We start from the raw sequence: 7680 nt of genomic DNA, 5'->3' as shown, positions 1-7680 counted from the left end.
TGTGAAGGAGCAGTTGCTGGCGATTCCGGACAAGGGCATGGGCTTCGGTCTGTTGCGGTACTTGGGTGGGGAGTCGTCGGTGCGGTTGGCGGCGGTGGCGAAGTCGCCGCAGATCAGTTTCAACTATCTGGGTCGTGTGTCGGGTGCGGATGTGCCGGAGGAGTTGGCGGCGATCGGGTGGGCGCCTACCGACGCCCTCGGGAAGGTCGATGCCGCGCTCGATGCGGACATGCCTGCCAGCGCAGCGATCGACATCAACGCGATCGTGAACGATGGGCCGGACGGCCCGCAGCTCGGTGCCGGAATCGCATTCCCCACGGGCCTGCTGGACCGCGGCGACGTGGAGGAGTTCGCGGAGCACTGGCGCGCAGCGCTCGCCGCACTCGTCGACCACGCCGCCGCACCCGGCGCCGGCGGGCTCACCCCGTCCGACGTCCCGCTGGTGAACGTGACCCAGTCCGATTTGGAGCGGTGGGAATCGCGGCACCGACAGGTGGCCGATGTGTGGCCGCTGTCGCCGTTGCAATCCGGTCTGCTGTTCCACGCGTTGATGACAGCCGACGACGACGTCGACGTGTACACGATGCAGGCCGTGCTCGACCTCGAAGGCGAGGTCGACGCGGAGCGCCTGCACCGGGCGGCTCAGGGACTACTCGATCGGCATGCCAACCTGCGCACCGTCTTCGTCACCGACGACGGGGGCGACTCGGTTCAGCTGGTGCTCGACGACGTGCAGGTGCCGTGGCGCACGGTCGACATGTCGTCCGAGGTCGCGTCGTCGGGCGCGACCGCGACCGTCCCGTTCTGGCGCGACGAGGAGACCCGCGGGTTCGTCATGGACACCGGGCCGCTCATGCGGTTCGTGCTCGTCTCACTCGGCGGTGATCGGTACCAGCTGGGCGTGACCACGCACCACGTGCTGGTCGACGGCTGGTCGATGCCGTTGCTCATGCAGGACCTGATGGCCCTGTACGCCACCCGCGGCGACACGTCGATGCTGCCGCGTGCGCGGTCGTACCGCTCGTTCCTCGAATGGGTCGCCGCGCGGGACCTGGATGCCTCGCGCGACGCCTGGTCGCACGTGTTCGACGGATTCGACGAACCGACACTGCTCGCCCCGCAGTCGCCTCGGCATCCGGGCGCGCAGGGCGACGACCGCGTCAAGATCGAACTGGACGCACAGCGTCTGACGGCGATCAGCGACGCCGCGGCGCGGCTGGGTGTCACCGTGAACACCCTCGTGCAGGCCGCATGGGGTGTGCTGGTCGGTCGGCTCACCGGCAGTGACGACGTGGTCTTCGGCGCGACCGTCTCCGGGCGTCCCGCCGACCTGCCCGGCGTGGAGTCGATGGTGGGTCTGTTCATCAACACGCTGCCGGTGCGGGTGTCGTTCGACCCCGACGAGCCGGTCGCCGAGTTCCTCGGTCGTCTGCAGAGTGAACAGGCCGCGCTGCTCGAACACCACCACCTCGGGCTGACCGACATCCAGCGGGTCTCCGGTCCGGCGGTGGCCTTCGACACCCTCACCGTGTTCGAGTCGTACCCGCTCGACGAGGAGGGCCTCGCCCAGCAGGCCTCGTCGATCGACGGTATGTCCGTCACGGGTGTCGGCACGCACGACGCAACGCATTACCCGTTGAGCCTGTTCGTTCACGTCAAGACGAGCATGGAAGTCGAACTGCGCTACCAGCGTGCCCTTTTCGACCGCGACCAGGTGTCTACGCTCGTTGCCCGCTTCGTGCGTGCACTCGAGTCGCTCGCTGCGCGGCCCGAGAATCTTGTGGGTGACATCGAACTCCTCGACGCTGTGGAGCTCGGCCGGATCCTGGACGACTGGAACGACTCGGCGCATGAACTCGACGCGTCGGCACTGCTCACCGATCGTTTCGACGCGCAGGCCGCCCGTGTACCCGACGCGGTCGCACTGGTCTACGAGGGTGAAACGCTCACCTACGCTGAGTTCGATGCTCGTGTCACGCGTCTCGCGCGACACCTGATCGAACAGGGGGTCGCTCCGGAGTCGTTGGTGGGCTTGGCCATCCGGCGGTCTCTCGACCTGTTGGTGGGCATGTACGCGATCGTCCGGGCAGGTGGCGCCTGGGTGCCGATCGATCCCGACCACCCCGGTGAGCGTGTGCGGCACATCCTCGACACAGCCGATCCGGTCTGCGTCGTGACCACCGCCCGCGACGAGTTCGAGGTGCCCTCGGATCTCGATATCCGGTCGATCGCCATCGACGTACTCGACCTGTCAGCCAGCTCGTCCGCACCGATCACCGATGCGGATCGGATCGCACCGCTGCGTCCCGACAACACTGCCTACGCGATCTTCACGTCGGGCTCGACGGGACGTCCGAAGGGCGTCGCGGTGACGCACCGTGCGATCGTCAACCAAACCGAGTGGATGCTGTACGAGTTCGAGATGACCTCGGACGACGTGTACTTCCAGAAGACTGCCACCACGTTCGACGTGTCGCTGTGGGGTTTCTTCATGCCGCTGAGTGTGGGTGCCCGGCTCGTGATCGCGACCCCGGACGGTCACCGCGACCCCGCGTACCTGTCCGATGTCATCGCGCGCGAGCAGGTCACGATCACCGACTTCGTGCCGTCGATGCTCACGGTGTTCGCCGCCCACGCCGATGGCGCGGAATGCCGCACCCTGCGCGACATCTTCGTGATCGGTGAAGCCCTGCCGCCCGAGACGATCGAGGGCGTCCGCCGCATCACCTCTGCGGATATCGACAACCTGTACGGCCCCACGGAAGCCGCCGTGTCTGCCACCTACTGGCAGGCGCCGCCGACCGGCTCGGTCGACGTGGTGCCGATCGGGGTCCCGGAATGGAACGTGCAGGCCTACGTCCTCGACGGCCGGCTCCGCCCCGTTCCCGTGGGGGTCCCGGGAGAGCTCTACCTTGCGGGGGTCCAGCTTGCACGCGGTTACGTGCGCCGACCCGACCTCACCTCGGACCGTTTCGTAGCGAATCCGCACGGGGTGCCCGGCGATCGGATGTACCGCACGGGCGACCTCGTGACCTGGAGCGAGCAGGGCGAACTCGAGTACATCGGTCGCACCGATTTCCAGGTGAAGTTCCGTGGCCAGCGAATCGAGCTCGGCGAGATCGAAACCGCGCTGCTCGCCCACGATTCGGTGAACCAGGCCGCGGTGCTCGTGGTGCAGACCCCGACCGGTGACCAGCTCGCCGGATACGTCGTGCCGACACCGGGACGGAACATCGACTCCGGAGAACTCGTCGAGTTCGTATCGGAGACATTGCCCTCCTACATGGTGCCGTCCGCACTGGTCGTGCTCGACGAGTTCCCACTCAACACATCGGGCAAGCTCGACCGTAAGGCTCTGCCCGCGCCGACGTTCGAGGTGCGGGAGTTCCGTGCTCCGACCACACCGATCGAGGAGATCGTGGCGACGACGTTCGCGGACGTCCTGGGCGTCGAGCGTGTCGGCCTCGACGACGACTTCTTCGCACTCGGTGGGAACTCGCTCATCGCGACGCAACTCGTCGCGCGCCTCGGATCGGCGCTCGATGTGCGGATACCGGTGCGGGTGCTGTTCGAGTCCTCGACGGTGCGCGCGCTCGCCGCGCAGGCAGAGCAGCACACCGGTTCGGCGGGGCGGGCACCGTTGGTGCCGCAGCAGCGCCCGGATCGGGTGCCGCTGTCGCTTGCGCAGCAGCGCATGTGGTTCCTCAACCGCTTCGATGCGACGTCGAGCGCCGACAACCTACCCGTTGCAGTGCGTCTGACCGGTGCCCTCGACGTGGATGCGTTGCAGGCGGCCGTGCGTGATCTGCTCGATCGGCACGAGGTGCTCCGCACGATCTACCCGGAGGACGACGGTCGTCCGTACCAGAAGATCCTCTCCGTCGGCGAGGCAATGCCGGACCTCGGTGCCGTGCAGGTGGAGGAAGCGGAACTGCCGGCACGGATCCTGGAGATCGTGGGCACAGGGTTCGATGTGACCGCGCAGGTTCCGTTGCGTGCGGTGCTGTACAGACTGGGGGAATCCGGCTTCGAGCATGTGCTGGTGTTCGTCGTCCACCACATCAGTGCCGACGGCTGGTCGATGGCACCGCTCACGCGTGATGTCATGGCCGCCTATGTTTCTCGTGCAGCCGGCGAAACCCCTTCCTGGGCTCCGCTTCCGGTGCAGTACGCGGACTTCGCGCTGTGGCAGCGTGAGGTGCTCGGTTCGGAGGACGATCCGGAAAGCCTGTTGTCGACTCAGGCCCAGTACTGGAAGGGCGCGCTGGCCGGGGTTCCGGACGAGTTGAACTTGCCGATGGACCGTCCGCGTCCGCCGGTGCAGTCGTTCGCCGGTGGCCGAGTCGAGTTCACGCTCGACGCCTCCACGCATCGTGAACTGGCGGCCCTGGCCCGCCGGACCGGTACAACGCTGTTCATGGTCGTCCATACCGCGCTGGCGATCTTCCTGGCGCGTATGTCGGACTCCGACGACGTGGCGATCGGTACCCCGATCGCGGGTCGTGGGGAGTCGGAACTCGACGATCTGATCGGCATGTTCGTCAACACGCTGGTGCTACGGAGCCGGGTCGACGCAGGAGAGCCGTTCACCGACCTGCTGTCCCGGGTCCGTGAGACAGATCTCGAGGCGTTCGCCCACTCGGATATTCCATTCGAGCGGCTCGTCGAGATCGTCGAGCCCGAGCGGTCGACGGCGCGGCACCCGTTGTTCCAGGTGGCCTTGTCGTTCGAGAACCTGCCGTCGGCGGGGCTCGAGCTTCCGGAGCTGAGTGTGTCCGGGGTGCCCTTCGAGGTGGACACCGCGAAGTTCGATCTGTCGCTCACGCTGCGCGAGGGCGTCGGTGAAGACGGCGCACCGGCCGGTATGTCGGCCGAGTTCTCCTACGCGAGTGCACTGTTCGACCACAGCACCGTCGAACGGTTCGCGCGGCGGTTCGAACTGCTGCTGTCCGGCATCCTCGCGGATCCGCAGGCACCGGTCGGGGATCTCCCACTGCTTCGCGGCGACGAGTTCGGCCTGCTTACGCATGTCCACGGGGATCACGTCGGAGCCGGCGGGACCCTCGCCGATATCCTCACGGCGGCGGTCACGCTGGATCCGAACGCCACGGCGGTCCGTTACGAGGGGCGCTCGATCACCTACCGTGAACTCGACGAGACCTCCTCGAAGCTCGCGCGCATCCTCATCGGCCGCGGTATCGGTCCGGAGGACATCGTCGCGGTGTCGTATCCCAGGTCGTACGAGATGGTCCTGAGCGTGTGGGCGATCGCGAAGGCCGGTGCCGCCCACCTGCCGGTCGACCCGACCTACCCCGTCGATCGCGTGCGATACATGCTGTCCGATTCCGGCGCGGTGCTGGGTATCACGTCCGCGATGTATCGCGACGGACTGCCCGGTGACTCCGACTGGATCATGCTCGACGATCCGGCGTTCGTGAGTGAACTCGACGGACGGTCGGAATTGCCGGTGGGTGCCGCCGACCGGGTGCGTCCGCTGTCGCTGTTCCATCCGGCCTACGTCATCTACACCTCCGGCTCGACCGGTCGCCCCAAGGGCGTCGTCGTCACGCACCAGGGTCTCGGCGGGGTGGTCGACACGGCCGTCGAGCTGTATCACCTGCGCGCCGGTCATCGTTTCCTGCACATCTGTTCGCCGAGCTTCGACCCGTCGGTGCTCGAGTGGATGGCGGCATTCACGAGCGGCGCGACGCTGGTCATCGTGCCGTCGACGATCATCGGCGGCCCCGATCTCGCAGAGTTGCTGCGCACCGAACGCGTGACCCACACGATCATCACCCCGGCGGTGCTCGGGACAGTGGATCCGGCAGGGATCGACAGCCTCGAGGTCGCGTCGGTCGGTGGCGACGTCACCACCCCGGAACTCCTCTCGAAGTGGGCACCGGGCCGCAAGTACTTCAACGGGTACGGTCCCACCGAGACGACGATCATCTCCTCGTTTGCGCGGCTCGAACCGGGGCGGCCGATCACAATCGGGTATCCCACACACGGAGTGTCCGCGTTGGTGCTCGACTCTCGGTTGCGACCGGTCCCCGAGGGCGTTGCCGGAGAGTTGTACATGAGCGGTGCTGCACTGGCCCGTGGTTACCACGACCGCAGCGCTCTCACCGCCGAGATGTTCGTGGCGAACCCCTACAGTCCGGACGGTTCACGCATGTACCGCACGGGTGATGTCGTGCGGTGGCGTGCCGACGAGGATCGGCTCGAGCTCGAGTTCGTGGGGCGCAGCGACTTCCAGGTGAAGGTGCGCGGTTTCCGGATCGAACTCGGCGAGATCGACGCGGCCTTGGCCGCGCACGAGACCGTCGATTTCGCCGCAACTCTCGGTCGTTCCACGGCGTCGGGTGCGACGGTGTTGGTGTCGTATGTGTTGCCTGCGGCGGGCAGGACTGTGGATGTGGCGGGGTTGGCGGAGTTCGTGGCTCGGTCGTTGCCGCCGCATATGGTGCCGTCGGCGATCGTGGTGCTCGATGAGGTGCCGTTGACGCCGGTGGGCAAGTTGGATCGTGATGCGTTGCCGGAGCCGGTGCTCGCCGAGCGTGAGTATCGCGGTGCCGGTAGTGAGGTCGAGGAGATCATTGCGGAGGTGTTCGCGGAGGTTCTGCACTTGGAGAAGGTGAGTGTGGACGAGTCGTTCTTCGCGCTCGGTGGTGATTCGATCGTGTCGATTCAGTTGGTGTCGCGGGCGAAGGCGCGTGGTGTGGTGTTCTCGCCGCGGGATGTGTTCGAGCGGCGTTCGGTGGCGGGCCTGGCCGAGGTCGCAGTTCGAAGCGGCGAGTCCCAGGACATCGTGCGACTCGAGGAACTGCCGGGTGGCGGTGTCGGTGACGTTCCGTTGACGCCGATCATGCGTGAGGTGCTGGGCTGGCCGGGCGGTTTCACCCGGTTCTCCCAGTTCGTCTCCGTGACACTTCCGCAGGACATCACCGCGGAGGTGCTCGAGCGGACCATCGGTGCCGTGGTGGATCATCACGACGCGTTGCGGTCGATCCTCGACGGTGACGGCGTCGGCGCCGCCTTCCGGGTGCGCGCTGCCGGTGAGGTGGACGCAGGATCCCTCCTCACCCGTATCGAGGCTCCCGCCGACATCAGCGACGAGGACCTGACTGCTCTCGCCGGACGCGAGATCGACGCGGCACTCGGTCGTCTCGATCCGTTCGCCGGATCGGTGCTGCAAGTCGTGTGGTTCGACTTCGGTTCGGCCGGGCGTGCCGGTGTGCTCGCCGTCGTTGCCCATCACTTGGTGGTCGACGGTGTGTCGTGGCGAATTCTGTTGCCGGACCTCGGTCTTGCATGGGGGCAGATCGTCTCCGGGCAGGATGTCCAGCTCGCCGAGGTCGGGACGTCGTTGCGTCGCTGGGCACACGGTCTCGTCGAGGCGGCGCCGGAGCGACGCACCGAACTCTCGCTGTGGGAACGGATTCTCGAGGGCCCCGACCCGCTGCTGGGTGCGCGGCCGTTCGATCCGTCCGTCGACACCGCGTCCACTGTCGAGCGATTCGACATCAGTGTGCCCGCCTCGGACACCGAGGCGTTGCTGACGTCGGTGCCGTCGTTGTTCCGCGGTGGTGTTGCCGATGGTCTGGTGGCGGCGTTGGGGTTGGCGTTGGTGCGGTGGCGTCGTGATCGTGGTGTGGAGTCGTCGTCGGCGTTGGTGAAGTT

1 protein-coding gene is annotated in these 7680 nt (G+C 66.9%); it reads left to right on the top strand.

Annotated features, from left to right (window positions below; all coding sequences use genetic code 11):
- Positions 1–13 precede the first annotated feature (13 nt).
- Positions 14–7680, top strand: a 7667-nt coding sequence (locus tag ACZI8W_RS26040; protein WP_463371433.1) for an amino acid adenylation domain-containing protein, incomplete at its 3' end; no start/stop codon positions are given.

Source organism: Rhodococcus ruitaii, from assembly GCF_055230935.1.
The sequence above is the reverse complement of the archived record's forward strand: the minus strand, read 5'-3'. Positions and strand labels throughout refer to the sequence as shown.